Genomic DNA, 23,452 nt, shown 5'->3' with positions numbered 1-23,452 from the left:
GCAAATGGATATATTGGACCTGAGTGTCTGGAGCAGACGGCATGTCAGCCTGTCAGGGAGTCGTATAAATAGGGTTCCTGGAATACACGGCAGAGGGACTTTTATGATAGATTCGTCTGACTGAAAAGGCGCTTCCGCAGGAACGTGGGGGAGAAGGCACAGCCAGCAGCTTCTTATTCTGGAGCATAATGCCGCCATCTGAGACCTTTAGTCTGGGGCTGCGTCCATTGACTTGGCAACAGGTGAAGCAGACTGTGGATAACTTGGACAGCGGAGCGATATCGAACCCCACCTGCGGCGCTTCGACAATCCATTCGGCAGAGCTTTGCGGTCCGTTATAGCGCTGTACGGTACGGAAGACCCAGCATTTGCTGAGATTGCGCAGGGTGATGCACCATTTGCCGGAACTCAGCTTGACGATGGAAGCACGCATATGGTTGCCGGGAGAGACGGGAAGAGGAATGACGGTTTCGGAGGCGGGGAGAATCTCCCACCAGGCATAATACCGGACTTTTCCGTTCACCGACTCATGGCCGGTGCCCGTCTGAATCAGGCTGCTGTTCTTGAAGCCGTCGATGCCGATCCATGCCGAGGAGAACGTAGCTTTTACCGTAGGCTTTACATAAGGGACGATCCAGTCGGCGGATATCTGCCGGTAGCTGCCTTTTTTGCCGGAAATGGCATAACCGCTCCAGTTGCTTGATGTCCAGCCTAAGCCTGAACTGGCGGCTCTGCCCGTATTAAGTTTATCCTTCAGACAGGGCTTGCTTCGTGCTAATCTATTGACTTGGCCCACTTGTCCACCGCCTCATAATAGGTTGTGCTCTATTTAATGCAGCAGGCGGCTATGAAGGTTGGGTATTCTGTTAAAAAGAATGAGAGAGGACTTGTAATCCCCATGGAAAAAATAACTAAGCTGCGCGGGTTCTATCTGTTTCTGGGACTGGCCGGGGGCTCTTTCGGCTCCTACCTCTCGCTGCTGCTGAAATCGAACGGACTTGAAGTCAGCCAGATCGGCGTGCTGATGGCTATAGGTACGCTGATCGCCATATGTGTCCAGCCCTTATGGGGAATGGTCTCCGACCGGTATAACCAGGCACGGCTGGTGCTGATTCTGAGCGTGGCGGTTCCGGCGGTGCTTGCGGTCCTGTACCGTTCGGAATATTTTATCGTGCTGATGCTGGTGTATACCGTGTCCACGATCTTCTCCTCTACACAGGCGCCTATAGCCGACTCATACGCCATAGCGGCAGCGAACAAGGCTGGGGCCACTTACGGCAGCATCCGCATGATGATGAGCATAGGCGCCGCCGTAGGGGCCATTGCGGGGGGACAGTATGTATCCAAGTTCTCTGTATCGACCATCTGGCTGCCGTTTTTGCTGCTGAATAGCATCGCCGTAGTCATTGCCTTCACCCTTCCCAAGCAGGCGGAGGAGAATCACATGATGAGCCAGTCCTTCTCCCAGGGGATCAAAAAGCTGCTCGGCAACCGCATCTTCCTGGCCTTCCTGGGCGGGAGCTTTCTGGTCAATCAGACCATGACGGCCTTCGGGACCTATTTCGTGATTGCTTTCCAGTCGGTCGGCGGGTCCACCAGCTCTGCGGGAATCGCTCTGTTCTTGGCGTCGATTACCAATGTTCCGTCCATGTTCTTCGCCTCCCGGGTCATCCGCAGGCTCGGCATGGAGCGGACGCTGCTGCTTGGTGCGCTAATCTATGTGCTGCGCTGGGGCATTCAGGTGGCCTTCCCGTACCCTTCCGTCATGATCGGCGTACAGGTGCTTCACGGCCTCTCGTTCGGGTTCTTTTATATCGCGGCGGTTGAATATGTATCGAAGATTACCTCACCGGAGATGCAGGCGACCGGGCAAAGTGTATTTAACATCGTATTCTCCGGGTTAGCCGGCATTCTGGGCAATCTGCTGAACGGGATGCTGCTGAATCAGGGCGGGGTCGGGCTGATGAACCTCTCCTGCATGCTTAGTGCGGCTGCGGGCGCAGCACTTCTGTTCTATGTCGCCCGAAGCTCTCGCCGCAAGCTGCCGCTGAAGTCTGCATCCGGCGGTGTCGGCGCTTAAGCGTTCTGCTGGCTGCCGGGTAGACTGTATTTTAGAAAGGAGCATGAATATGAATCCGTATCAACCGGGATGGGCCAGCCGCTGGCACAGTACCTCCATCCGTGTACGTTATCAGGAGACCGACCAGATGGGCGTCGTCTATCATGCCAACTATTTGATCTGGTTTGAGTGCGGCCGGACGGAGATGTTCCGTGAGCTGGGCTTCGACTACAAGAGGCTGGAGGGACTCGGTCTGCTGCTGCCGGTAACCTCTGCAGATTTGCAATTTAAAAGCCCCGCGCGATATGATGATCTTATTACCGTGTATGCGCGGTTAACCACCTTCTCGGCTCTTAGGGTTGTGTATGAATATGAAATCCGCCGGATGGCGGCGGGTCAGGAAGGGCAGGAGCGGACCGCAGGCGAGCTTCTGGTCAGCGGCTCGACGAGCCATGTCTGGCTGAACGGGGAATGGAGGCCGGTGCGGATCGACAGGGCACAGCCTGAGCTGTTCCATGCCATCCTGGCTGCGCTGAAGGAAGAAGAATAGCGTTAACGTAAAGAAGAAGGAGGAGCAGTATGATCAGGAACAAATGGCTGTGGGCCGCCCTATTTGCAGTCCCGGCCGTGGAATTATTCGGTTTCATCTATGTCTCAAGCTTTCTTGGAGCGCCCAAGACGCTGCTGATCATGCTGGCTACTTCAGTCATCGGATTGCTAATGATGCGGTTCGAGGGCAAGAAAGTGCTGCAGGACAGCAGAACACATATGCAGGAGGGCCGGGTGCCCGGACGGACCATGCTGGACGGCTTATGTATTTTCTTCGGCGGTCTGCTGCTGATTCTGCCGGGGTTTGTCACGGATCTGATCGGCTTTACTCTGGTATTTCCGCTGACCCGGCCGCTTTACCGGGTTTTTCTGCTGAAATGGATCGAGAAGAAGATGAAGAACGGCACGTTCACCTTCTACCGCAGGTAAGCGGGTAATAAGGAAGTAATCAGGCTTGCCAAAAGGTGTTCAGTTGCAGGGTGCTGCGGCTGGATGCCTTTTTGGTGTCACGGAGTGGTGAGTATTGTACACTTCCCCTAATGCAGCCTGCCGCTGAGGATATAAGTGCGCAGGGCGCGGAATACGCCGGCGCGGGCGAATGCGTCGAGAATAACGAGCAGCACCGGGCCGAGAATCAGGCCGAGCATGCCCATCAGCTGAAGGCCGGCGAACATGCCGATCAGCATGGCGAGCGGATCGACGCCGATGCTGCTGGCGAGTACCTTGGGCTCCAGTACCTGGCGGGTAATCAGGATGATGCCGTAGAGCACCAGCAGCCCGATGGCCAGCGCCATGTTCCCGGTCATGTATGAATACAAGGCCCAGGGCAGAATGACGATACCGACACCCAGATAAGGAATCAGATCGACGATGCCGATGGTCAGGCCGATGGCGAAGGCTGATTTGACCCCCAGCAGCAGCAGGCCAATGATCACAATTACCGCCGTTACGGAGATCAGCACCAGCTGGGCGCGGATGTAGCCGAACAGCGCTTTGCGCAGATCCTTCCAGATCTCCGACACCGGTCTTAGCAGCGGGGCTGGGAGCCACGCAGTCAGCTTGGCATTATGCCGTTCCCAGCCGGTGCTCAGGAAAAAGGCGGCCAATACGATGACAATCAGAATGGTGCCAAGGCTCGGCAGCGAGGAGATCAGCTTCAGGATGATATTGAAGAAGCCGGTGATCATCTGCGTCACGGCTTGGCCGACCGTTTCAGTGGTCCGGTTGATATTGCTGTCAATGGTGGCATGATAACCCGGGTTGTCGTGGTAAAACTGGTTGATTTGGTTAATAATATTCTGAATGCTGGCATTACGGCTCAGGGACAGCAGCAGTTCCCGCCACTGATCGGTATGAAGATCGAAGGTCTGGAGCAGCCCGATCAGCTCCTTCACCAGCCGTGTGATGAGAGCGGTCAGAACAAGAGCAATGCCTCCGATGTAGAACAGCAGCGAGAGGGATACAGCGAGCCAGCCGGGGAGCTTCATCCCCTTCAGGATCAGGACCAGCGGATGCATAAGATAAGCCAGCATCCAGGCGATCAGCAAGGGGTACAGGAGCGGCAGCAGTACATATACAGCCAGCAGAATCAGGGCGGCGGCAAGCACGACCCAGAGGCCGCGCAGCATTCTTTTCAGCACAAGTGTATCGATCTTAGGTCCCTCCTACTCTGGCGGATTCCAGAAACAACGGCTCGTCTTATATATATTCATAGGGGGTGTGAAAAGACTAGCAACGCTAGAAAAGGGCAGACAGCGGGCATATCCATAACCTGGAAGCGGGTTCATGAAACAGGATTTGCGTTCGTTTTTTTCTATCCCTCCGATAAAATCATTTGATGTCCTGTAAAGCTTCCACGTTGTTCACATAACCGTCAAAATCCGGTATGATAATTAAAGGTTAAAGAGCAGAAATTTAGTTGCAATCTTCTGAGCCGGTCCTGAAGCTTTTTTTCTGAGAGAGTTGAAATACTTGGAAATGTAAATGTTTACATGAGATTTAAAGCGGCACTATACACTCTTGTTGGCAAAGGAGAGAGATACTATGACAGCTACTAAAGGACTTGAAGGCATTGTTGCAACGACCTCCTCAATCAGCTCTATCGTAGATGGAGTGCTCACTTACCGCGGCTATGATATTGACGATCTTGCGGACCATGCCACATTTGAGGAGACCGCTTATTTGCTGTGGTTCGGCAGTCTGCCGACGGTGCCGGAGCTTGAAGCTCTGCGGCGCGACCTCAGCGCTCACGCTCCGATCCCGGAGCAGGTGCTCACTCAAATGAAGCTGTATCCCAAGGAAGCCAACACCATGGCCGCTTTGCGCTCTGCCGTATCGAGTCTGGCGCTGTACGATGAAGCCGCCGATGATATGAGCAAGGAAGCGAACCAGACCAAGGCGCTGAAGCTGCAGGCGCAGATTCCGACCGTAGTTGCCGCATTGGCACGCATCCGCAAAGGCCTGGAGCCGGTAGCTCCCAAGGAAGGCTTGACCATCGCCGAGAACTTCCTCTACATGCTGTGGGGAAAAGAGCCGGATGCGGTATCCGTCAAGGCGCTGGATACGGCGCTTGTGCTGCATGCCGACCATGAGCTGAATGCTTCGACTTTTGCCGGACGGGTAACGGTTGCGACCTTGTCCGACATCTATTCCGGTGTGACCTCAGCGATCGGGGCGCTTAAAGGGCCGCTGCATGGCGGGGCGAATGAAGCTGTGATGAAGATGCTTGAGGAGATCGGCAGCCTGGATGCGGTAGAGCCGTATATCCAGGGCAAGCTGGAGCGCCGCGAGAAGATTATGGGCTTCGGACACCGTGTCTACAAGAACGGCGACCCGCGCGCCAAGCACCTGATGAAGATGTCCAGCGAGCTGGGCACGATGAAGAATGACACCAGTCTTTATGACATGTCCGTCAAGGTGGAAGAGCTGATCACCAGCCAAAAGGGGCTGAAACCAAACGTCGACTTCTATTCGGCATCGGTCTACACACAGCTGGGGATTGAACGGGAGCTGTTCACCCCTATCTTCGCAATCAGCCGTACTTCGGGCTGGACGGCGCACATTCTGGAGCAATACGAAGACAACCGTATCATCCGTCCGCGTGCGGAATATACAGGCATGTCCGACATGAAGTACGTCCCTGTAGACGAGCGATAACAGGCTGGCAGGGAGGGCGGCCCTTGCGGGCTGCTCTACCCCTTTAGTACAATGAATGATATGAATGCTTATACATCATACTTTTAGGAGGAATATCTACCAATGTTGAAACTGGAACAATACGATCTGCCCACAGAAGGCGAACAAATTACAATCGAAGACGGCAAGCTGCTGGTTCCGGATCAGCCGATCATTCCATTCATCGAGGGTGACGGGACAGGCCGTGACATTTGGAAAGCCTCCAAGCGGGTGCTGGATGCAGCTGTAGAGAAAGCCTACGGCGGCAAGAAGAAAATTGCGTGGTACGAAGTGTTTGCCGGCGAGAAGGCCTTCAATACATATGGTGAATGGCTGCCGAACGACACGCTGGAAGCGATCCGTGAGTATATTGTGGCCATCAAGGGCCCGCTGACCACTCCGATTGGAGGAGGTATCCGCTCCCTGAACGTAGCGCTGCGCCAGGAGCTTGACCTGTACGTATGTCTGCGCCCGGTGCGCTACTTCGACGGCGTTCCTTCTCCGGTGAAGCATCCTGAGCTGGTGGATATGGTTATTTTCCGTGAGAATACAGAGGATATCTATGCTGGTATCGAATATCAGGAAGGCTCTGCCGAAGTGAAAAAGGTAATCGAATTCCTGCAGAAGGAAATGGGTGTGAACAAAATCCGCTTCCCGGAAACATCCGGTATCGGTATTAAGCCTGTATCCGAGGAAGGCTCGAAACGCCTTGTTCGTTCAGCAGTAGAGTATGCGATCAAGCACGGACGCAAGAGCGTAACCCTGGTACACAAAGGCAACATCATGAAGTTCACTGAAGGCGCCTTTAAGAACTGGGGCTATGAAGTGGCTGAACAAGAGTTCGGCGATAAGGTCTTCACCTGGAACCAGTACGATGTCATCAAGGAACGCGACGGTGAAGCGGCTGCGAATGCTGCCCAGAAGGAAGCCGAAGCTGCAGGCAAGATCATCGTGAAGGATGCCATTGCGGACATTGCGCTTCAGCAGGTATTGACACGCCCGACAGACTTCGATGTCATTGCAACGCTGAACCTGAACGGTGACTATCTCTCCGACGCACTGGCTGCCCAGATTGGCGGCATCGGTATCGCTCCGGGAGCGAATATTAACTATATTACGGGACATGCTATTTTCGAAGCTACACATGGTACGGCACCTAAGTATGCTGACAAGGATGTAGTGAATCCGGGCTCTGTTATTCTCTCCGGCGTTATGCTGCTTGAGCATCTGGGCTGGCAGGAAGCGGCTGACCTGATCTACCAGGGAATGAGTACGGCGATTAACAACAAGACGGTTACTTACGACTTTGCCCGCCAGATGGAAGGCGCGACTGAGCTGAAATGCTCTGCTTTTGCTGACGAGATCATCAACCATCTGTAAGAGGCCGGGCCGGTAAATACTACAGATATAAGCTGCACATCCGTGTAGCTTATATCTATGTAGGCCGCCTTCAGACTATCATCAGGTTAGGAGGGCTACCGTGGCGATCAAACGTTCAAAAATCACTGTCGTAGGTGCCGGATTCACCGGCGCGACCACGGCGCTTATGCTTGCCCAGAAGGAGCTTGGCAATGTAGTGCTGCTTGACATTCCTCAGCTTGAGAATCCTACCAAGGGCAAGGTGCTGGATATGCTCCAAGCGGGACCCGTGCAGAACTTCGATGCTCAAATTACCGGAACTTCGAGCTATGAGGACGCAGCGGATTCTGACATCGTTATTATTACCGCAGGGATTGCCCGGGGGCCCGGCATGAGCCGTGAGGATCTGGTCAATACCAATGCGAATATCGTCAGATCGGTCTGCGGGAATGTGAAGCGCGTGGCCCCAGAGTCCATTGTGATCATACTGACCAATCCGGTGGATGCGATGACATACGTGGCCTATCATGCGCTCGGCTTCCCCAAGAACCGTGTCATCGGGCAATCCGGGGTGCTGGATACGGCCCGCTACTGCACCTTCATCGCTCAGGAGCTTAATGTATCGGTAGAGGATGTACGCGGCTTCGTGCTGGGCGGCCATGGCGACGATATGGTGCCGTTAGTGCGTTATTCCAGCGTAGGCGGTATTCCCATCGAGACGCTTATCCCGGCAGATCGCATTGCAGAGATTGTGCAGCGTACCCGTGTGGGCGGCGGTGAAATTGTCAGCCTGCTTGGGAACGGCAGCGCGTACTATGCTCCGGCAGCATCCCTGGTTCAGATGGCGGAGGCTATTCTCAAGGACAAGAAACGGATCATACCGGTAATCGCTCTGCTTGAGGGTGAATACGGCTATGAGAACCTGTTCATGGGAGTTCCTGCGCTTTTGGGAGCAGAGGGCATTGAGCGGATTTTTGAACTGGAGCTTACGGCGGAGGAACAGGCGGCACTCGACCAGTCCGCTGATTCGGTCCGCGCGGTGACTTCTTCGGTAACTATGTAACCCCGGCAATCTGCCGGAGCCCCTCAAATTGAAATTGGAGGAGATTATGATGGGTCATGTTTTCTTTTTTCTGCATATGATCGGGACACTGGCACTCGGTTTCTATCTGGTGTTGCCGTTTATCTTAAGCGGGACGGCTAAGCTGTCCTCCCCGGCGAAGGAAGGCACGCTCAGTGCAATCGGCGGCTTCAACCGCTTTGCCCAATACGGGCTGGTGATTCAGCTGCTGACCGGCGGCTACATGATGACTAAGGGCGAGTATTCTGTACCCTGGATGATCATTGTTACGGTGCTTCTGCTGGCTATGTTCGCGTTCGGCGGGATTATGACCAAGCCCCTGCGCCTTGCTGCGGCTGGCATGAGAGAGAACCGCGATGTCTCTGCGGAGACTGCCAAGATCCGTACCATGAGTCTGCTGCTGATGGTCTCGCTGGTCGTCATGATCTTTTTCATGGTATACAACACAATTATCTAAATAACCTGCTGCCGGATGGGCAGTGTGATAACAGCTCTGGAAGCCTCGGCCTCCAGGGCTGTTTCGCATGTCTGGATGCACATGGTTGGATATTGTTCCCAACGGCTATGTATTCCGGTACACTGTGATTAGGTGCTTGGTTCATTTGGCATCACATACATACTTAGGAGTGAGCGCAGTAATGATAGGAAGAAAATTAGTAACGGTCGGGCTGAGTCTGGGCTTGCTGCTGGGTTCAGCCGGGCATATGTCTGCGGCAGCCGATTATGAAGGACACTGGGCGCAGAAGCAGATGAGCCGCTGGCTGGAAAAGGGATGGCTGAAGGGATTCGCGGACGGGTCAGTCCGGCCGGATCAGGCGATCACTAGAGCGGAATTTATCGCGTTAATCAACCAGTTGGCCGGGCTGACGACTGAGAGCAAGGTGAAGGCTGATTTCAGCGATCTGCCTAAGACGAGCTGGGCATACGAAGAAATCTCGAAAGCGCTGGAAGTGGGCATCATCAAGGGTTACGGAGGCACGATTCGTCCGGGCGATCCCGTTATGCGCCAGGAGGCGGCGATTATGGTGAGCAGAATGATGTATTTTGAGACGGGAAGCACGGAGGTATTATCCATGTTCAGCGATAAGGATCAGATTGCAGGCTGGAGTGAAGCCGATGTCGCTGCACTGATCAATGACGGAGGAATGAAGGGGTACCCGGACGGGCGGTTTGCTCCAGAACAGGCGATGACCCGGGCCGAAGCAATTGCACTGCTGGATTATTACAATGTCACAAGCGGCGGCTTGCAGAGTGTAACTATCGGCCGTTCTGAGGGGCTCGGAAGCTTTAAACCAGGAGCTATCAAATACTATAATAATGTCACTGTATCCGGCTATGATGTGCTGCTGCAGAATCTGAAGATTTTTGGAGACCTGGTCCTGGAGGAAGGAATCGGCAACGGAGAGGTGAACTTGGACAGTGTTGAAGTACTAGGCAAGGTCATCATACAGGGAAGCGGAGATCCCTCAGTGCAGCTCAAAAACACAACCATGAACCAAGTGATTGTGCAGAAGAATAGTGGAACTGCCCGCCTGCTCACCGAAGGTACAACCTGGGTGAAGGCATTGTCGGTACAGTCCGGTGTAAATCTGGAAGAGGGGGAGGGTACCGGAGACGGGTTCACAGATATTGATCTGCCATCCGGCCTTGCAGCCGGGATCGTAGTGACGCTTAACGGCAATTTCGGAGATGTGAACATTGAAGCCAAAGGACCCTTCCTCCACCTGCAAAAAGGCTCCATACGCACGCTTAAGACCGCTGCCACTGCAACAGGGGTTAAGATAGAGCTGGATGAAGGGACAACGGTGACGCAGGCGATTCTAAATACTTCAACAAAGGTTAGGGGTGCGGGTAAGGTTCAGGATGCAATTGTGAAGGAAGATGAATAGAGTTCTGGAAATAAGGCCGTTATCCCAAGGAGTGAGGTCTTGTCATGAGGGGCGATGTACTGCTATGAAGAGATATCGACCCGATGTATGCGAAAACAAACATGTCTTTCAAGGCACAGCTCCAGCATGAAAATGAGCAACGTGGCTAAAAACAGAATGTCGTCTTTTCATTTATTTAACATATGTAACCCGGGAAACTTAACACAAATGGAATGAACGCGCCGCGTAGGCCGAATGTAATCGAAAAACCGAACACAATTGGACTGGGTATGCCAGGTAGGCCGAATGTAATCGAAAAACCGAACACAATTAGACTGGACGCGCCAGGTAGGCCGAATGTAATCGAAAAACCGAACACAAATGGACTGGACGTGCCAGGTAGGCCGAATGTAATCGAAAAACCGAATACAATTGGACTGGACGTGCCGCGTAGGTTGAATGTAATCGAAAAACCGAACACAATTAGACTGGACGCGCCAGGTAGGCCTGCGTTTATCGCAGAAGACGTGTTTTTACAGATAACCGAATACAATTGCACCATGAAGCCATGTTGGTCTTATGTATGCTAAAAACCGTATACAGCATCCTTCCGCTATATCCCGATAATCGCCCGGTACTCCCGGTCCAGTATCGCATAAAAGTATTGGTTCACCCACTGGTCATTCCAGTGTATTTCTTCCCGGAATACGCCTTCGCGGGTCAGGCCCAAGCGTTCCAGCACCTTGATGGATGCGGTATTATATTCATTGCACATAGCCACGACCCTGTGGGCCTTCCATTCTTCAAAAGCAAGCTTCAAGACCAGCTGTGCCGCCTCGGTGCCGTAGCCTTGCCCCCGGTATTCAGGGAACAGGCTGTAGCCCAACTCCCAGCTCTCGCGCTCTTTTACGTACCAGTGTATATGCACTTCCCCTACAGGGGTTGCCTCCGGGGAAGCCAGCCTTATCAGGAATTGTCTATGCCAATCGCTATCGATTCGTTCCGCCACAGTCTTCCGGACGCCCTCCTTGTCAGTTGGAATCATATCCTCGAAGGGCCAGAGGGCGGTGTTGGTCTCCAGTTCTGTGATGAAATCGATATCGTCCGGGGTGACCGGAGATAGTGTGATTCTTGCGTTCATTTTGTAAACCTCCTGCTAGTATGATTTCGATACGATCTTGCCGTGGTTCCCCACAAAGTATAGGACATTCCCCTTAGCGGATATAGATAATATTCTTTTTGGAAACGTTCGTTGCTTACCGTACTACCGTTCCGATATAGGCACCGTTGAATGAAGATTGGCTGTTTGGGCGGCTGCCAAGTGTGGTAAGTAACATAACGTACAGTCAAGCAGGCACACTGCCTGATGCATAAACACCAGACCTTAAGCCATGCTAACATGATTAATCAACAATACTGTGGACAGCGAAAGGAGAATGGATTATGCCAGACACTAACAAACAACCTGTCAAAACTCTGCCCCCGCAGGTACAGGATCAGCGCCCGGGAATTGAGAGTGAGATGAACCCGCTCCCGGAGTTTGAGACACCGGCGTACAAGGCAGCAGGCAAGCTGCTGGGCAAGGCTGCACTCATTACGGGAGGCGACAGCGGGATCGGGCGTGCGGTTGCCGTTCATTTTGCCAAGGAGGGCGCGGATGTGGTGATCTCCTACTTGAACGAGCATGAGGATGCGGAAGAGACCAAACGCCAGGTGGAGCAGGAGGGCAGAACGTGTATTCTGATCGCCGGGGATATCGGGGACGAATGCTTCTGTCAGAGCTTGATTCGTCAAACGGTTGAAGGACTCGGCAAGCTTGACATCCTGATCAACAATGCGGCGGAGCAGCATCCGCAGGACCATATTGAGGACATTACAGCGGAGCAGCTGGAGCGTACGTTCCGGACGAATATTTTCTCCATGTTCTACCTGACGAAGGCAGCTATGCCTCATCTTAAAAAAGGCGCTACGATCATTAACACGACTTCCATCACGGCGTATCGCGGCAGCCCGCAGCTGCTGGACTATTCGTCCACCAAAGGAGCCATTCTCAGCTTCACCCGTTCGCTGTCAATGAATCTGGCCGATAAGGGCATCCGCGTGAACGCGGTAGCGCCCGGACCGATCTGGACCCCGCTGATTCCGTCCACCTTTGACGCGAAGAAGGTCAGTGAGTTCGGCGGCACCCAGCCGATGAAGCGCCCGGGGCAGCCTGAAGAGCTGGCACCGGCGTATGTATACCTGGCCTCGGACGATTCCTCCTATGTGAGCGGACAGGTGATACATGTGAATGGCGGCGAGGTTGTCAACGGATAATGGGTGCAGAATAAGATCTGGATGCAGATTCTTTAATCGGCACGTGTGCAACATATAAATTTTATTTTAAAAAAGCCTAACCGCTTGCCGGCAGGCTTTTTTTCAGCGCTTGTAACTATTACAATATAATTCCGTCTATTTAGATAATTTGATATGAATAGGGGATTGGGATGCTTAGAAAAAAAGGATTCATTCTATCTGCAGCGGGGATTTTAGTTTTTCTGGTAGTCTTCATTTATTTGACTCCTTTTGCAGGGAGACTTGTGGCAAATACAAGATTGGAAGGAAATGCAAAAAGCATTGGGATTAGAATTACACAGGAATCGCCGCCGCTACCCCTTGTTACTTCCGGGAAAACCCAAATTCCGGTTACCCAAGGCAGCTATTGCTGGGGAAAATTAGGATGTGCGGATTATGTAGGAGGACAATCCATGGTACAGGGGGTTACTCCCACTGTTATAGCCCCTGAGGGGGGGATCAATGTTGCTTTTACTTATAAACCGGCACCCGGCGGGTTAACCGTTCAGCAATTTGTCGATGATAAAGAAGTGCAAATTCCATTGAAGAACGGCTCTTTTAATGCTCCAAAAGAACAAGGCGTTTATTACTACGGCATATCAGCATTCTGGACATCCGAGGATGGTAAATTTTCAGAAGGGAGTTCATCCGTGGCTTTTGTAATTGAAGTAAAATCTACGAAAGAATAGCTCTAACAGGAATTATATGCTAATATACAAAAAGCAAGGCCAAACAATAGCATAGAACGATCACTAGGGGAGCCGCAAGGCTGAGACGGGCGTATCTGCTCGGACCCTTTGAACCTGATCTGGGTTATACCAGCGTAGGGAAGTGGAGAACGAATATTGCAGCGGGGGTATACGGTCAGTACCGGTATTCCTGTTTCTATTCCAGACTGCTTCCTTTACGGGGGCGGTCTTTTTTGTGTTGTGGAGAGGTGTAGTGTGAGCTGGGACAGACAGGAGGGGGAAAGGCGTTGTACGAAATTCATGTCATCTCAGACGGGCGGCTCCACCCTGAGAAGCTTGCGGAGCTGGCTGCGGCGGTACATCCCATGGTGGATTATATCCATCTCCGGGAAAAAGCCATGTCCGCCCGCGAACTGCTGGCGGCGGCGCAGCAGATGCTTCAGGCCGGGGTTCCGCCTTCGAAGCTGGTCATAAATGACCGGATCGATGTTGCCCTGGCCGCCGGGGTAGGTGGTGTACAGTTAGGCTGGCATAGCCTTCCGCCAGCCGCAGCACGCAGGCTTGCACCGGACCTGCGGATCGGCAGATCGGTACACTCGCGGGAAGAGGCGGCGGAGGCTGGAAGGCGGGGAGCAGACTTCTGCCTCTACGGGCATGTTTTCCCGACAGCTTGCAAGCCGGGGCAGCAGGCACGGGGACTTGCGCAACTGGCCGAGGCTGTCCGCTGGAGCCGCATCCCGCTGATTGCGCTTGGAGGGATTACCCCGGGTAATGCCGGAGCGGTGCTGACCCAAGGGGCGGCTGGCATTGCTGTCATGTCGGGGATCTGCGGAGCCCCGGACCCGGTGGCAGCGGCCCGGGCTTACAGGGAAGCGGTCCACAGGGCAGCAGAGCTGGCTGAAGCGCTGGAAATGGCACAATCACAAGGCACAGCAGGAGGTGAACAGGCATGAATGTGACCGTTAACGGGAAGAGGCAAAGAATCGAAGAGAGCTGCCGGACACTGGAGGATCTGCTCTCCCGGCCCGAGTGGGCCGGTAAGCTGGTGATTGTCGAGCTGAATGGTGAGCTTGCTGGCAGAGAGGTTTATGGAGAGACACTGCTCAGTGAGGGGGACCGGGTGGAGCTGGTTCATTTTGTAGGCGGAGGCTGAACACGAAGACTTATCCCAGGAGGCGTTAACATGCAAGATCCATTGATGATTGGCGGAGTGACTCTAACCAGCAGACTGTTCATTGGTACCGGAAAATACAGCCGCAACACCCTCATTCCCGAGGTGATTACGCGATCAGGCTCACAGGTCATTACCGTTGCTCTGCGCCGGGTGGACCCGGAGAGCAGTGACAATATTGTCAGCCATATTCCTTCCCATATGACCTTACTGCCTAATACCTCCGGTGCGCGCACCGCAGAGGAAGCAGTACGGATTGCCCGGCTGGCGAGATCGGCGGGGCTGGGGAACTGGGTGAAGATTGAGGTCATCAACGACCAGAAATATCTGCTGCCGGATAATATGGAGACCATCCGGGCGACCGAGATCCTTGCAGCAGAGGGCTTCGTGGTGCTTCCGTATATGAGTCCTGACCTGTCCGCCGCCCTGCGGTTGAAGGCAGCGGGGGCTGCGGCCGTGATGCCGCTGGGAGCGCCGATCGGGTCCAACCGCGGACTGCAGACCAAGGAACTGATCCGGATTCTGATCTCCGAGACGAATCTGCCGGTGATCGTGGATGCCGGAATCGGCAGACCGTCCGAGGCGGCTGAGGCGATGGAGATGGGGGCCGCAGCGGTGTTGCTTAATACAGCGATTGCCACCGCCTCGGATCCGCTGCTGATGGCAGAAGCCTTCCGTGACGCGGTAGCCGCAGGGCGCAAGGCTCATCTCGCCGGACTGGGGCCTGTGGAAGAGACGGCGGCAGCCTCTTCACCGTTGACCGGGTTCTTGGCCTGACAGATGGAATAGGAAGGAGAGAACGGTTATGAGCTTTTATGAGACGATGACCCGGCTGGAGCAGCTTCCTTACGGGACGTTATGGAGCCGGTATACGGCAGTGGATGTGAAGCGTGCGCTTCGTGCAGAGCAGGTCGATGAAGAGGGGCTGATGGCACTGTTGTCACCGGCAGCGGAGCCTTATCTGGAGGAGATGGCGCAGAAGGCGCACCGCTTAACGCGTACGCATTTCGGCCATGTGATGCAACTGTTTACACCGATGTACCTGGCTGATTATTGCGTGAATCACTGCACGTATTGCAGCTTCAGTTCTATTTATGATTTTCCGCGCAAAAAACTGACGCTGGAGCAGGTCGCCCGGGAAGCGGAGACCATCGCAGCCACAGGCCTGCGCCACATTCTGATTCTGACCGGAGAATCCCGCAGGGACAGTCCGGCCGGTTATGTGAGGGACTGCGTGAATGTGCTGCGCCGCTATTTTGCCTCCGTCAGCATTGAAGTGAATCCGCTCTCGACAGCAGAATATGCTGAGCTCAGAGAAGCTGGCGTGGACGGTCTGACGCTCTATCAGGAGGTCTACCATCAGGAAACTTATCGTGCGCTGCATGTAAAAGGACCCAAACGCGTCTACCGCAACCGTCTGGACGCTCCCGAACGGGGCTGTCAAGCCGGGTTCCGTTCGGTGAATATCGGAGCCCTGCTTGGCATGTACGAATGGCGCCAGGAGGCGCTGGCCACTGCGCTGCATGCGAGATATCTGCAGGACAAGTACCCGGAATGCGAAATCGGGCTGTCGACTCCCAGATTCCGGCCTTACTTAGGCGAATTCAACCCCGCAAGCGATGTTACCGACCGTGCGCTGGTGCAGATCATCCTGGCGTACCGCCTATTTCTGCCGCGCTCCGGGATCTCACTGTCCACACGCGAGCCGGCCGCTCTGCGCGATCATCTGGTTCAGCTCGGCATCACGAAGATGTCCGCAGGGGTATCCACCGAAGTGGGCGGACATTCCCTGGAAGGGGGAACGCCGCAGTTTGAAATCTCGGACAACCGCAGCGTGAACGAGATGGCCGAGATGCTGCGTTCGCAAGGACTCCAGCCGGTATTCAAGGACTGGGATATCCTGTCCGAGCCGCTTGGGTTTGAGATAGGCAGGCTGAATCTGGTTGAGCCTGATGTGACCAAACCGGATGTAATTTAAACTGATCAGGATAAACGAATGAACTTAACTTGACTAGACTAAGCGAATCAACTTAAACTGACCAGACTAACCGTGCCTAACTTAACTTGACCAGACTAATCGTGCCTAACTTAACGTGACTATATGCAAATAACCCGCTTCTTGGCGGGTTATTTGCATTGTATAAGGGTTATAAGTTGCATGTGGGCCCAATGTAGGCGAAAAACCGAACACAATTGGTGCGGATGGAGAAAATGCGGGCCGTTTAAGAGAGGCATTCGCATAGCATTGTTAACACGTAAGTATATCAGCCAACGCTAGGAGCCAACACATGGGAATGTGTACTCTATCTACTCTATAGATTCAGGCTCTCCGGCAGACTGTCCCTGACTCGCACTGGAAGACAGCTCGTCCAGCGACATCTCGAAGCCCGGAGCCATGTGTTTAAGGAAATACTCCATCTCAGGCATCTCCAGCACATGCAGCTTCGCGGCGGTCTGCTCCCTGGCTGCGGCGAATTCGCGGTTGCCTGCGGCGACCTCCCAGACGCATTTCAGGTAAGCGTCCAGCACATCCGCTGCCTTGACGTAGCGGAGCAGTCCGGCATCCTCGGAGCCGGGCGGGCTGGTGTGCGGCTGCAGGAGCGGCGCATAGACTGCGCTCAGCTCCGGCGGGATCATGGCCGCCAGCCGGTCGGCGGCCACCTGCTCCATCTCGCGGAAGCTGGACAGCAGACGCGAGTTGTCATGCTTCACCGGCGTAGCGATGTCGCCGGTGAAGACCTCGGTGGCGTCGTGGAACAGCGCCATTGTGGATGCGCGGTCGGCGTTCAGCGAGCGGCCGAAATGGGCATTGCCGATGGTGCACAGCATGTGCGCCAGCAGGGCGACCTGGAACGAATGCTGCGCCACGTTCTCCGGAGCGGTGCTGCGCATGAGGCTCCAGCGCTGGATATATTGCAGCCGGTAGAGATAGGCGGAGAAATGGTAGTTCAATTTTGAAGTAACCCCTTTCATGAGCAGCTTAATGTGCTATTATAGTAACTAATTGTACCAGAGTTAGGGCCGCTTGAACCAGATGGAGAGGAGACTGAATGAAGATGCAGCATTTTGAAGAGAGCATTTATAATTTGATTGTAGAGACCTCCACGAACCTGCCGGGAGATGTGCGCCGGGCAGTGGCCAGAGGGCGGGCGCTGGAAGACCGGGCGACACGCTCCGGACTGGCACTAACCACGATAGCGCAGAATATCGGGATGGCGGAGCAGCAAATATCGCCGATCTGCCAGGATACGGGGATGCCGACTTTTATCATTCATACGCCGGTGGGCGTGAATCAGATAGAGATGAAGAAGGATATTCACAGCGCAATTATCCGCGCTACGAAGAACGGCAAGCTGCGTCCCAATTCCGTGGATTCGCTAACCGGCGAGAACAGCGGGGATAATCTGGGGGCAGGGACTCCGGTGATTCACTTCGAGCAGTGGGAGGAAGAGAGCATTGACGTCCGGCTGATCCTGAAGGGCGGCGGCTGCGAGAATAAGAACATCCAGTACAGCCTTCCGGCAGAGCTGGAGGGACTCGGCAAAGCCGGACGCGATCTCGACGGTATCCGCAAGTGCATCCTGCATTCCGTGTATCAGGCGCAGGGCCAAGGCTGTAGCGCAGGATTCATTGGTGTAGGCATCGGCGGTGACCGTACCACGGGCTATGAGCTGGCGAAGAAGCAGCTGTTCCGCAAGGTTGAGGATGTGAATCCTAATGAAGATTTGGGCAAGCTGGAGAATTACATTATGGAGAATGCCAATAAGCTCGGAATCGGCACGATGGGCTTCGGCGGTGAAGTGACGCTGCTGGGCTGCAAAATCGGGGTAATGAACCGGCTGCCTGCCAGCTTCTTTGTCTCTGTAGCCTATAACTGCTGGGCCTTCCGCCGCCAGGGCATTCTGGTTCATCCGGCTACTGGTGACATTCAGGATTGGCTGTATGAGAGCGGCACCGGGATATCTGTTGAGGGGGAAGCTGCACCGCAGCCGGTTGCTGAACCTGTGGGTGTAGCTGCGGCAGAACGTACAGCTTCCGGCGTGGTGCCAGAGGATGCTACGATTCCTGCGGCACCGGCTATTGTATCCGGGACGGGTGAAGCAGCTTCGGATGCAGCCGTTTCAGGGAATGGGGCAGGATCTGAACCGGCTGCGGCAGCTTCCGCTGGCTCAGGCGGCTCGCGCGAGATCCGTCTGACCACACCGATCAGCGAGGAGGATATCCGCAGCCTGCGCGTCGGCGATGTGGTGATCCTCTCCGGCGAGATGCACACCGGCCGCGATGCCCTGCACAAATACCTCATGGATCACGACACCCCTGTCGATCTGAACGGTGCCGTCATTTATCACTGTGGCCCGGTCATGCTGAAGGATGATGAAGGCTGGCATGTGAAGGCGGCTGGCCCGACGACCAGTATCCGCGAGGAGCCGTATCAGGGCGATATTATTAAGAAGTTCGGCATCCGCGCTGTAATCGGCAAAGGCGGTATGGGACCCAAGACCCTCAAGGCGTTAGGGGAGCACGGCGCGGTCTACCTCAATGCAATCGGCGGTGCGGCGCAGTATTACGCAGAATGTATCAAGAAGGTCAACGCCGTAGACTTCATGGAATTCGGCATTCCTGAAGCGATGTGGCATCTGCAGGTGGACGGCTTCGCAGCGATCGTGACCATGGATGCGCACGGCAACAGCCTCCATGCCGATGTCGAAAAGGATTCCGCCGCCAAGCTGGCCCAGTTCCGCGAGCCGGTGTTTAAGTAACAGGACCTCAAACAAAGAAACAGCGTCAGCCATGGACGAGCGTAATGTCCATAGACTGACGCTGTTTTATTGAATTAGCGTATACCGGAATTTTTCAATATACGACTCTTTCTTGTGCTCTACACGCTGCAAATGGTCATAGAAGCTATGGGTGAATTTAAACACGTGACCATAATCCCAATCCTGCCCGCTATAGTCCTTTTGCCAAAACTTAATGTCGGTCGGCAATACGTCCGCACGCTCAGCCGGCTTCAGGGGCAAATGATCGACAGGTGAAACCAGCTTGATGGGTTCTCCAGGTACAAGGTTACGGCTGTGGCGCAGAACTTTAATCAATTTCATTAAAGGCGGCAACCCTCTTTGGAAAAAGGAGACATGGCCAAGGTCATACAGGATGTTTAACGCGTGGGAGAAAGTCAGCATATGACCGATCAGATCATGATGTGCTTCTGCCCGGTAAATGACAGGGAAATGAGCTAATTCTTCCAGCACAAGCGAAGAAAGCTCGCCGGGCGTCGAGATGACCGGAAAGCCGTCCTCGTCTGTAACCTCTACCCTCTTCACCTCGGAAGCAGAGAAGCCAATCCATGACCGCCCCGGAATTGTCCGCTCAAACGAGCGGATAAGATCGGTTATTCCTGCAAGATCCTCCGTACTTCCCCAGCCCTTAAGTTCGTGAATGGAGAGCAGACACGATGCGCTGTAAATCACATTATGACCGACCCAGTTTAACTCATCAATCGTTGTATCGAGGGCCTCAAGTATGGCAGTTACAGCTAGCCGCTCGTCACAGCCGGTACGATGTTGTATACCGTTCTCCCCAATTATCCTTTGGATCATCGCTTCGGTCTGCAAAGCTACAAGTCGGGCAAGCTCTGGTGCCGGATTATTCGTTTTAATAAAAAAATAACTGCCAATAGCGGCAGCACCAAAGTGAGCCTGCCAGATATCCCCTGTGTCTTTTTTACATGAAGAGATGATTCTTAATCCGTCCCGCAGAATGGATGGGCTCATTATAATATCGCCCCCTTATATTGCAGCATTTTTATTTATCAGTCTAACACTATATTTTCTGGAGGCAACCGGTTCCTGAAAAGCACCTACAGCTATTCGGCTGTGCGGAATAATATTTTTTTCATGTTTTGCAGAGTCGGCAGCCCCTATAGGATGCGGCTTGTGGAAGTTATAAATTATATGTCTTGACAGCGCATACATGGACATGTTAATTTTTAGTGGGGAAACCGGTTTCCCTATGTTAAAAAGATTGAATTTATTGACGGCAGCTTACTCGTTACTGAAAGTGTGTTGCATTCGGTTTACATGAGAGGGAGATGAGGAATGAAAAGAAAACGTAACCGCTTGCTTGTTCCCGTTCTAATCGCATCCATTGTATTGTCGATCATGATGAATCTGTTTGTCCTGCCTCCAGCCAAGGTGGAAGCAGCCAGTATTGGTACAGTAACCGAGAATGACACGATTTATCAGATTATGGTTGACCGCTTCCATGACGGGGATTCTTCCAATAATGCAACAGGCGCGGCTATCCGCTACGGGGAGAACTCGGAGGAGGATTTCCGGTATATGAAGGGCGGGGACTGGCAGGGGGTCATTGACAAGCTCCCGTATATTCACAATATGGGCTATACCGCGATCTGGATCTCACCGGTAGCCGAGCCCCAGATGACTAACCGTGAGAACAACGGTACAGGCAAGAACACTGCCTACCACGGCTACAATGTCAAAGATCCGAACAAGGCCAACCCTTACTTCGGCACCAAAGAAAAGCTGAAAGAACTTGTAGATTCCGCACATGCGCTCGGGATCAAGGTCATTATTGACGTCGTGCCTAATCACATCGGCGATTATATGCTGGGCACACAGGCGTATTATGATATCCCGTCATTGCAGCCTGCGGCTCCGTTCAATAATCCGGCGTGGTATCACCATAATGGTGACATTAACTGGTCTCTTGCCGACGGACGGTACGATCAGTGGGCCCAGGATTATCTGGAGAATCATGATCTGGGCGGTCTGGATGATATCGACTTTGATGTTCCTGTCGCCAAGCAGGCCATCTTCAGCTCGATCAAGGGCTGGTTTGACTATACGGAAGCAGACGGCGCCCGGGTCGATGCGGCCAAGCTGATGAAGCCGACCGATATCGGCGAGCTGCAAAATTTGCTGGGCGTGAACACTTTTGGGGAGAATTTCGACGGCAATGCCGAATTCGTCTCCCGCTGGGTCGGCCAGAATAAGGAGTGGGGGATGCTGGACTTCCCGTTGTTCTTCTCCGTGCTGAACAGCTTCGCGTACGGGCAGTCTTTTGACGCGAATATCAAAGGCACCCTGGCTCAAGACTCCTACTACGGCGGCAACGCCAACCATATGGTTACCTTCATCGACAATCATGACCGCAACCGCTTCCTGACCGAGGCCGGGGGCAGTGTTGAGAAGCTGCAGAATGCTTTGTCCTTTATCTTCACCGTGCGTGGAACGCCTGTGGTCTTCCAGGGAACGGAGCAGAACAAGGGCAATGGCAACGGGCAGATCATGACGGGCGGCATCGCGGATACGTGGAACCGCTGGTCGATGGTGAAGCGGGATGCAAGCGGCAATGTGCTGGAGAATTATTTCAATGAGAATGCCAGTACCTTCAAGCATGTAGCCAAGCTCAATGAGATCCGCAAAAACAACCCGGCCCTGCGCACCGGCACCCAGCGCGAAATGTGGTCGGCACAGAACCTGTACGCCTTCTCCCGTCGGATTGACAGCGGAACGAATGTCGGCCAGGAGGTCATCTCCGCATTCAGTAATGCATCCGGCGGATCACAGACGGTAACGCTGCCGCTGCGCGCCGAGAGCACACTAACCGCAGGTACGGTTCTGGTGAACCAGTTGAACCCCTCCGATACTGTGACCGTGCAGGCGGGCGGTGTCACTGGTAAGCAAATTACAATTACCCTGGGCGCCAACTCCGCCAAAATCTATGCCAAAACACAGCCGGTAACCGATACGCAGGCACCAAGTGTTCCGGGAAATGTAACAGCAACCGTACAGAATGCCTCCAGCGCGCTGGTGTCCTGGTCAGCTTCCACCGATAATGTCGGGGTGACAGGGTATGAAATCTACCGCAACGGCGTGAAGATCGGGACTTCGGCTACGACCTCTTTTACAGATAACGGACTTGTAGGCAGCACTAATTATTCCTATACGGTAAAAGCGTATGATGCCGCCATGAATCTGTCGGCCTTCAGCGCAGCCGCTCTGATCGTTACCCCTGCCGGTAACAGTGTGACAATCTACTACAAGCAGGGTTACACCAATCCGTACATTCATTACCGCCCAGTGGGCGGGACTTGGACGACATCTCCGGGTGTGGCTATTCCAGCCGCTGAGGTAGCGGGCTATAACAAAATCACCATCAACATCGGCGCAGCCACCCAGCTCGAAGCCTGCTTCAATAACGGCAGCGGCACCTGGGACAGCAATGGCGGCAGTAATTATCTGTTCGGCACCGGTACCTGGACCTATACGCCTACAGGCAATATCCAGGCAGGCGGTCCGGTGACGCCAACGGCTACACCAACCGTAGCACCAACAGCGACACCGACTGTGACGCCTACGGTGGCACCAACCGTAGCACCGACTGCTACACCAACCGTAGCACCGAGTGCAACACCAACAGCATCACCGACCGTAGCGCCAACGGCGACCCCTGTGCCAACCGCCACTCCGGCGGGCAACACTGCGACGATCTATTACAAGAATACAGCCTTCAGTAATTCGTATATCCATTACAAGCTGGATGGGGCGACAACCTGGACGACTTCACCGGGTGTGCAGATGCAGGCCTCTACTTTCAGTGGCTACAAAGCCATTACCATTCCGCTTGGCAGCGCCACAGGTCTAACCGCAGCCTTTAATAACGGCAGCGGGACCTGGGATAACAATGGCGGGAATAACTATCATTTTGGCACCGGCAGTTCCAGTCTGGTTGGGGGAAGCTTGACCTCCGGGGAACCGCAGGCAGACAGCGTAACCTTCCGGGTTAGCGTACCGGGATCCACTCCGGCGAATGCTCCGGTCTATCTGACGGGTTCGTTCAACAGCTGGAATGCGGCAGATGCAGCCTATCTGCTGACCCGTGGCAGTGACGGCGTCTATTCCATCACCTTGAACCTTCCAGCAGGCAGCGCCGTGACATATAAGCTGACGCGCGGAAGCTGGGGCACAGTAGAGACCGTATCCAGCGGTGCAGATATTGCGAACCGGACGCTCACACCGGCAGGCGGAGCACAGACAGTGACACTAAGCGTGCAGCGCTGGAAGGATCAGTAAGCCGCTTGAGGGGGCGGGGGATGGATGTCCGCCGCCCCCGTTTTTTTGACGAAGAATGAACCCGATAAGA

The 23,452-nt window shown here is 54.1% G+C and carries 21 protein-coding genes and 1 riboswitch; of the genes, 16 read left to right on the top strand and 5 right to left on the bottom strand.

Annotation, left to right across the window (positions count from 1 at the left end):
- Positions 1-52 precede the first annotated feature (52 nt).
- A complete protein-coding gene (locus C173_RS13565) occupies positions 53-796 on the bottom strand; it encodes a G1 family glutamic endopeptidase (protein ID WP_036725596.1) in 744 nt (247 codons plus the stop codon).
- 102 nt (positions 797-898) lie between these two features.
- Between C173_RS13565 and C173_RS13560 the strand changes: the two genes are divergently transcribed.
- From C173_RS13560 to C173_RS13550, 3 genes are read left to right on the top strand one after another with little or no spacing between them, the layout of a single operon-like run.
- Positions 899-2,080 carry an MFS transporter gene (locus tag C173_RS13560; RefSeq protein ID WP_036725624.1) on the top strand — a complete coding sequence of 394 codons (1,182 nt, stop codon included), beginning with the start codon at positions 899-901 and terminating at the stop codon, positions 2,078-2,080.
- Positions 2,081-2,129: 49 nt separating this feature from the next.
- Positions 2,130-2,609 carry an acyl-CoA thioesterase gene (locus C173_RS13555; protein ID WP_036725595.1) on the top strand — a complete coding sequence of 160 codons (480 nt, stop codon included), beginning with the start codon at positions 2,130-2,132 and terminating at the stop codon, positions 2,607-2,609.
- 29 nt (positions 2,610-2,638) lie between these two features.
- The gene (locus tag C173_RS13550; protein WP_036695825.1) at positions 2,639-3,037 is read left to right on the top strand and encodes an FxsA family protein; all 399 of its coding nucleotides are present in this window, start codon (positions 2,639-2,641) and stop codon (positions 3,035-3,037) included.
- A 107-nt stretch (positions 3,038-3,144) separates the two neighbouring features.
- Here C173_RS13550 and ytvI read toward each other — a convergent pair whose 3' ends face one another.
- Positions 3,145-4,260: a sporulation integral membrane protein YtvI gene (gene ytvI, locus C173_RS13545; RefSeq protein WP_036725593.1), complete on the bottom strand. Its 1,116-nt coding sequence runs from the start codon at positions 4,258-4,260 to the stop codon at positions 3,145-3,147.
- A gap of 391 nt (positions 4,261-4,651) precedes the next feature.
- On the opposite strand from ytvI, the gene citZ reads away from it, so the two are divergent.
- The 5 genes from citZ to C173_RS13520 all read left to right on the top strand — a co-directional run bounded on the left by citZ (position 4,652) and on the right by C173_RS13520 (position 10,111).
- Positions 4,652-5,764 carry a citrate synthase gene (gene citZ / locus C173_RS13540; protein ID WP_036725592.1) on the top strand — a complete coding sequence of 371 codons (1,113 nt, stop codon included), beginning with the start codon at positions 4,652-4,654 and terminating at the stop codon, positions 5,762-5,764.
- A gap of 102 nt (positions 5,765-5,866) precedes the next feature.
- A complete protein-coding gene (gene icd / locus C173_RS13535) occupies positions 5,867-7,162 on the top strand; it encodes an NADP-dependent isocitrate dehydrogenase (protein ID WP_036725590.1) in 1,296 nt (431 codons plus the stop codon).
- Between the two features lie 100 nt (positions 7,163-7,262).
- Positions 7,263-8,204, top strand: a complete 942-nt coding sequence (gene mdh / locus C173_RS13530) for a malate dehydrogenase (RefSeq protein WP_036725589.1) — start codon at positions 7,263-7,265, stop codon at positions 8,202-8,204.
- A gap of 49 nt (positions 8,205-8,253) precedes the next feature.
- Positions 8,254-8,679, top strand: a complete 426-nt coding sequence (locus tag C173_RS13525; RefSeq protein ID WP_036695834.1) for a hypothetical protein — start codon at positions 8,254-8,256, stop codon at positions 8,677-8,679.
- A gap of 181 nt (positions 8,680-8,860) precedes the next feature.
- On the top strand, positions 8,861-10,111 hold the full coding sequence (locus C173_RS13520; RefSeq protein ID WP_036725586.1) for an S-layer homology domain-containing protein: 1,251 nt from the start codon (positions 8,861-8,863) through the stop codon (positions 10,109-10,111).
- 592 nt (positions 10,112-10,703) lie between these two features.
- On the opposite strand, the gene C173_RS13515 is transcribed toward C173_RS13520, so the two are convergent.
- The gene (locus C173_RS13515; protein WP_036725584.1) at positions 10,704-11,231 is read right to left on the bottom strand and encodes a GNAT family N-acetyltransferase; all 528 of its coding nucleotides are present in this window, start codon (positions 11,229-11,231) and stop codon (positions 10,704-10,706) included.
- Positions 11,232-11,533: 302 nt separating this feature from the next.
- Here C173_RS13515 and C173_RS13510 point away from each other — a divergent pair, with 302 nt between their 5' ends.
- The 6 genes from C173_RS13510 (at position 11,534) to thiH (ending at position 16,262) form a co-directional block, all read left to right on the top strand.
- Positions 11,534-12,406, top strand: coding sequence for an SDR family oxidoreductase (locus C173_RS13510; protein WP_036725582.1), 873 nt, complete (start codon positions 11,534-11,536; stop codon positions 12,404-12,406).
- A gap of 170 nt (positions 12,407-12,576) precedes the next feature.
- Positions 12,577-13,113, top strand: a complete 537-nt coding sequence (locus C173_RS34220; protein ID WP_155991448.1) for a hypothetical protein — start codon at positions 12,577-12,579, stop codon at positions 13,111-13,113.
- 55 nt (positions 13,114-13,168) lie between these two features.
- A riboswitch (TPP riboswitch) is annotated at positions 13,169-13,271 on the top strand.
- Between the two features lie 129 nt (positions 13,272-13,400).
- Positions 13,401-14,066, top strand: coding sequence for a thiamine phosphate synthase (locus C173_RS13500; RefSeq protein WP_063830911.1), 666 nt, complete (start codon positions 13,401-13,403; stop codon positions 14,064-14,066).
- On the top strand, positions 14,063-14,266 hold the full coding sequence (gene thiS / locus C173_RS13495; protein ID WP_036725578.1) for a sulfur carrier protein ThiS: 204 nt from the start codon (positions 14,063-14,065) through the stop codon (positions 14,264-14,266). The genes C173_RS13500 and thiS overlap by 4 nt, the downstream gene beginning before the upstream one ends.
- Positions 14,267-14,296: 30 nt before the next feature.
- A complete protein-coding gene (locus tag C173_RS13490; protein WP_036725576.1) occupies positions 14,297-15,061 on the top strand; it encodes a thiazole synthase in 765 nt (254 codons plus the stop codon).
- 28 nt (positions 15,062-15,089) lie between these two features.
- Positions 15,090-16,262: a 2-iminoacetate synthase ThiH gene (thiH, locus tag C173_RS13485; RefSeq protein ID WP_081751165.1), complete on the top strand. Its 1,173-nt coding sequence runs from the start codon at positions 15,090-15,092 to the stop codon at positions 16,260-16,262.
- A 329-nt stretch (positions 16,263-16,591) separates the two neighbouring features.
- On the opposite strand, the gene yfbR is transcribed toward thiH, so the two are convergent.
- A complete protein-coding gene (gene yfbR, locus C173_RS13480; protein WP_155991445.1) occupies positions 16,592-17,236 on the bottom strand; it encodes a 5'-deoxynucleotidase in 645 nt (214 codons plus the stop codon).
- A 104-nt stretch (positions 17,237-17,340) separates the two neighbouring features.
- On the opposite strand from yfbR, the gene C173_RS13475 reads away from it, so the two are divergent.
- Positions 17,341-19,044, top strand: coding sequence for a fumarate hydratase (locus C173_RS13475; RefSeq protein ID WP_036725617.1), 1,704 nt, complete (start codon positions 17,341-17,343; stop codon positions 19,042-19,044).
- Positions 19,045-19,110: 66 nt separating this feature from the next.
- Here the strand turns inward: C173_RS13475 and C173_RS13470 are convergent, their stop codons facing one another.
- Positions 19,111-20,061 (bottom strand): hypothetical protein, encoded by a 951-nt coding sequence (locus C173_RS13470; RefSeq protein WP_036725573.1) that lies wholly within the window; start codon positions 20,059-20,061, stop codon positions 19,111-19,113.
- Positions 20,062-20,382: 321 nt separating this feature from the next.
- Here C173_RS13470 and C173_RS13465 point away from each other — a divergent pair, with 321 nt between their 5' ends.
- A complete protein-coding gene (locus tag C173_RS13465) occupies positions 20,383-23,382 on the top strand; it encodes a carbohydrate binding domain-containing protein (RefSeq protein ID WP_036725572.1) in 3,000 nt (999 codons plus the stop codon).
- Positions 23,383-23,452 lie beyond the last annotated feature (70 nt).

Source organism: Paenibacillus sp. FSL R7-277, assembly GCF_000517965.1.
Taxonomy (GTDB): Bacteria; Bacillota; Bacilli; order Paenibacillales; family Paenibacillaceae; genus Paenibacillus_AQ; species Paenibacillus_AQ silagei.
The sequence above is the reverse complement of the archived record's forward strand: the minus strand, read 5'-3'. Positions and strand labels throughout refer to the sequence as shown.

Excerpts from the sequence above, each read along its gene's own strand:
- C173_RS13550 (WP_036695825.1), top strand. The coding sequence starts at position 2,639 with ATGATCAGGAACAAATGGCTGTGGGCCGCCCTATTTGCAGTCCCGGCC.
- C173_RS13555 (WP_036725595.1), top strand. The coding sequence starts at position 2,130 with ATGAATCCGTATCAACCGGGATGGGCCAGCCGCTGGCACAGTACCTCC.
- thiH (WP_081751165.1), top strand. The coding sequence starts at position 15,090 with ATGAGCTTTTATGAGACGATGACCCGGCTGGAGCAGCTTCCTTACGGG.
- C173_RS13520 (WP_036725586.1), top strand. The coding sequence starts at position 8,861 with ATGATAGGAAGAAAATTAGTAACGGTCGGGCTGAGTCTGGGCTTGCTG.
- citZ (WP_036725592.1), top strand. The coding sequence starts at position 4,652 with ATGACAGCTACTAAAGGACTTGAAGGCATTGTTGCAACGACCTCCTCA.
- thiS (WP_036725578.1), top strand. The coding sequence starts at position 14,063 with ATGAATGTGACCGTTAACGGGAAGAGGCAAAGAATCGAAGAGAGCTGC.
- C173_RS13525 (WP_036695834.1), top strand. The coding sequence starts at position 8,254 with ATGGGTCATGTTTTCTTTTTTCTGCATATGATCGGGACACTGGCACTC.
- C173_RS13560 (WP_036725624.1), top strand. The coding sequence starts at position 899 with ATGGAAAAAATAACTAAGCTGCGCGGGTTCTATCTGTTTCTGGGACTG.
- C173_RS13510 (WP_036725582.1), top strand. The coding sequence starts at position 11,534 with ATGCCAGACACTAACAAACAACCTGTCAAAACTCTGCCCCCGCAGGTA.
- icd (WP_036725590.1), top strand. The coding sequence starts at position 5,867 with ATGTTGAAACTGGAACAATACGATCTGCCCACAGAAGGCGAACAAATT.
- C173_RS13465 (WP_036725572.1), top strand. The coding sequence starts at position 20,383 with ATGAAAAGAAAACGTAACCGCTTGCTTGTTCCCGTTCTAATCGCATCC.
- C173_RS13515 (WP_036725584.1), bottom strand. The coding sequence starts at position 11,231 with ATGAACGCAAGAATCACACTATCTCCGGTCACCCCGGACGATATCGAT.
- C173_RS13490 (WP_036725576.1), top strand. The coding sequence starts at position 14,297 with ATGCAAGATCCATTGATGATTGGCGGAGTGACTCTAACCAGCAGACTG.
- C173_RS34220 (WP_155991448.1), top strand. The coding sequence starts at position 12,577 with ATGCTTAGAAAAAAAGGATTCATTCTATCTGCAGCGGGGATTTTAGTT.
- C173_RS13475 (WP_036725617.1), top strand. The coding sequence starts at position 17,341 with ATGCAGCATTTTGAAGAGAGCATTTATAATTTGATTGTAGAGACCTCC.